Genomic DNA, 3163 nt, shown 5'->3' with positions numbered 1-3163 from the left:
GGCGCGGCGCGGCGTGCGGGCCGGTTCAAGGCTGGCCCCCGACCACCACGGTGACCATGCGGTCGGGCTGCAGCTTGCGCGCCATGGCGGCGCGCACATCGGCGGCCGTCAGGGCCTGCACGCGGTCGGTCCAGTGCTCCAGGTAATCCAGCGGCAGGTCGTTCCACGCGATGTTGACGACGTTGGCCAGCAGCTTGCGGTTGCTGTCGATGCGCAGCGCGAAGCCGCCGATCAGGTTGTCCTTCGCGGCCTTGAGCTGGGCCTCGGTCGGGCCCTGCGCCACGAAGCGAGCGAGCACGTCGCGCGACACCTTCACGGCCTCGGCGGCCTGGTCGGGACGGGTCTGCAGCCCGACCAGGAAGACGCCGGTGTTCAGGCCCGGCGAGAACTGGCTGTACACGCTGTAGCTCAGGCCGCGCTTTTCGCGCACCTCGCTGGTGAGCAGCGAGGTGAAGCCGCCGCCGCCCAGGATGTGGTTGCCCACGAGCAGGGCCAAAAAGTCCGGGTCGCGCCGCGCGAAGCCCGGCTGGCCGATCAGCACATGGGCCTGCGCCGAGGCGAAGGGAATGTCCTGCTGCACCGGCGCGGCCAGCGCCTGCACCTCGGGCACGGGCGGCAGCGGCTGGCAGGTGGCGGGATCGCGCGCGGGCATCTGCGACAGCAGCGTGGCCACCAGCGCCTGCGCCTGTGGGCGCGTGACGGCCCCGACGATGCTCACGCGGGCCCGGCAGGTCTCGACGTAGCGCCCATGGTAGGCCTGCATGTCCGCGATCTCGATGCGGCCCAGGGTGTCGGGCGTCGTGCGCTGGCCGTAGGGGTGGCTGCCGTACACCGCGCTGCCGAAGGCCTTGGCCGCGGCCGTGCCGGGGCGGGTTTCCGCCTCTTTCAAAGCGGCGGCCCAACGTGAACGCTCGCGCTGCCAGATGTCCTGCGGAAAGCTCGGCTGGGCCAGTTGCCGGGCTGCGAGCCGCGCCGCGCGGTCCAGCAGGTCGGGCTCGGTGAGCGAGCGCAGCGAAAAGCTCAGGCCGTCGCGGTCGGCCGCAGCCTCGAAGCTCGCGCCCAGATCGGCCCAGGCTTCGCCGAGCGCGTTTTCGTCCATGGCGGGCTCATCGCCCTGGGCGCGCACGCCCTTGGACGACATGGCCGCCACGGCACTCGCCAGACCGGCCTGCGCGGCCGGGTCACGGCGCGCGCCGGCATCGAAGTCCACCTGCACGTCGACCATCGGAATGGCCGGGCTCTCCACCAGCCAGACGCGGGCGCCGCTCGGCTCCGTCCAGTGCTGGATGGGCAGCAGCGCCCAGGCAGGGTGGGCCAGGCACAAGGCCCCGGCAAAGGCGAGGCACGCGCGTGCGGCCATGCGTTGGAAGGTTTTCATGGGGGGTGTCCTGCGCGTTCTCATCAATGCATCCGCCCGTCGGCGCCGGCTGCGGGGGCGGCGCGCTTGGCGCCAGGGGCCATGGGTTGCGGCAGCAGCGTGCCCACCGTGAGCTGGTCGTCGCCGAAGTAGCGGGCCGCCACCGATTGCACCTGGGCGGGCGTCACCGCGCGCAGCAGGGCGATCAGGCGCGCGTCGGCGTCGGGGGGCAGGCCCTGCACCCAGTTGCTGCCCAGGTCGCTGGCCTGGCTTTGCAGCGAATCGCGCTGGTAGATGGTGGAGGCCGCCCACTGCGTCTTTACGCGGGCCAGTTCGGCCTCGCTCACGCCTTCGCGGGCGATGCGGGCGACCTCGGCGCGCAGGGCGTCCTCGACCTGCTGCGGGGTCTTGCCGGGGGCCGGCACGCCGGTCAACAGGAACACGCTGGGGCCGCGGCCCACGACGGAAGCCGAGCTGTCCGAGCTGTCGGCCACACGGTCGGGGCCCTGGCTCAAGGCGCGCTCCAGGCGCGCACCGTCGTAGCCGCTGAGCACGGCCGACAGCACCAGCAGCGACAGCGCATCGCGGTCGCTGTCGGCCATGTTCTCCAGGCGCGTGATGCTCGGCGCGCGGAACGCCAGGGCCACATAGGCCTGCTCGGCCGGCGCCTTGTAGGCGATGCGGCGGATGCCCTGCTGCACGGGCTCCACGCGCGGCTTGCGGGCCGGCACGGCGCGCACGGGAATGCGGCCGTAGTACTTTTCCGCCAGCACGCGGACCTTGTCGGGGTCCACGTCGCCGGCCACCACGACGACCGCGTTGGCCGGCACGTACCACTGGCGGTGGAAGGCACGCACGTCGTCGGCGGTCATGGCATCGAGATCGCTCATCCAGCCGACGACGGGCCGGCGGTAGGGCGAGGCGATGAACGTGGCGGCGTAGAGCTGCTCGATGAGCGCGGCCCGGGGCTGGTCTTCGGTGCGCATGCGGCGCTCTTCCTTGACCACCTCGATCTCGCGCTTGAACTCGGCGTCGGGCCACTGGTTGTTGGCGAAGCGGTCGGCTTCGAGCTTCATCACGTCTTCCAGCCGGTTCGCGGGGATCTGCTGGTAGTAGCCGGTGTAGTCGCGGCTGGTGAAGGCGTTTTCCTGCCCGCCCAGCGCAGCCACGCGCCGCGAGAACTCGCCCGGCGGCACGGTTTTGGAGCCCTTGAACATCATGTGCTCGAGCGCGTGGGCCACGCCGGAGGTGCCGTCCACCTCGTCCATCGCGCCGACCCGCAACCAGACCATGTGCACCGCCGTGGGCGCCCGGCGATCGGGCTGCACGAGCAACTGCATGCCGTTCTTCAAGGTGAATTGCCGAACCCCCGTGGACGGCGGGCGCTGCGCCTGCGTGTCCTGGGCCGAGGGAGGAAGGGGGGTGGGAGCGGATGGCGGGGTTTGGGCCCCGGCATGCACGCAGGCCAGCAGGCCCAGAAGGGTGATAGCGCGTTTCATAGAATGGATGCGATTCTAAGAACCCTCCAATGTTCAGTTTTTTCAAGAAAAAGCCCGCCGCCCCCACCGAGCCGCAAGCCCCCCATCCCGCGGAGGCTGCGCCAGCGGTTTCCGTGCCTGCAACGCCCGCCGCCGACGCGCTCTCGCCGCCCTCCGCAGCCCCTTCGAGTGCCCCTGCGGCCTCCGGGGGTTTCGGGTGGCTGAAGAACCCGTTCGCCAAGGCGCCGGTGGAGGTGCCGGTGGCGCCGCCGCCCGTTGTCCATGCCCCGGTGCAGCCGCCAGCCCCGGTCGCGGCGCCCGCGCCCAT

General features: G+C 71.7%; 2 protein-coding genes and 1 pseudogene. 1 reads left to right on the top strand and 2 read right to left on the bottom strand.

Features of this window, described 5'->3' with window-relative positions:
• Positions 1-25 precede the first annotated feature (25 nt).
• Positions 26-1378, bottom strand: a complete 1353-nt coding sequence (locus AC27KI_RS21670) for a M16 family metallopeptidase (RefSeq protein WP_487115770.1) — start codon at positions 1376-1378, stop codon at positions 26-28.
• A gap of 23 nt (positions 1379-1401) precedes the next feature.
• A complete protein-coding gene (locus AC27KI_RS21665; protein WP_487115768.1) occupies positions 1402-2856 on the bottom strand; it encodes a M16 family metallopeptidase in 1455 nt (484 codons plus the stop codon).
• 29 nt (positions 2857-2885) lie between these two features.
• Here AC27KI_RS21665 and AC27KI_RS21660 point away from each other — a divergent pair.
• Positions 2886-3163 (top strand): annotated as a pseudogene (locus AC27KI_RS21660) (signal recognition particle-docking protein FtsY); the annotation flags it as partial.

Source organism: Acidovorax sp. KPB24-03 (genome assembly GCF_057546605.1).
This window is presented reverse-complemented; position numbering and strand designations above follow the sequence as displayed.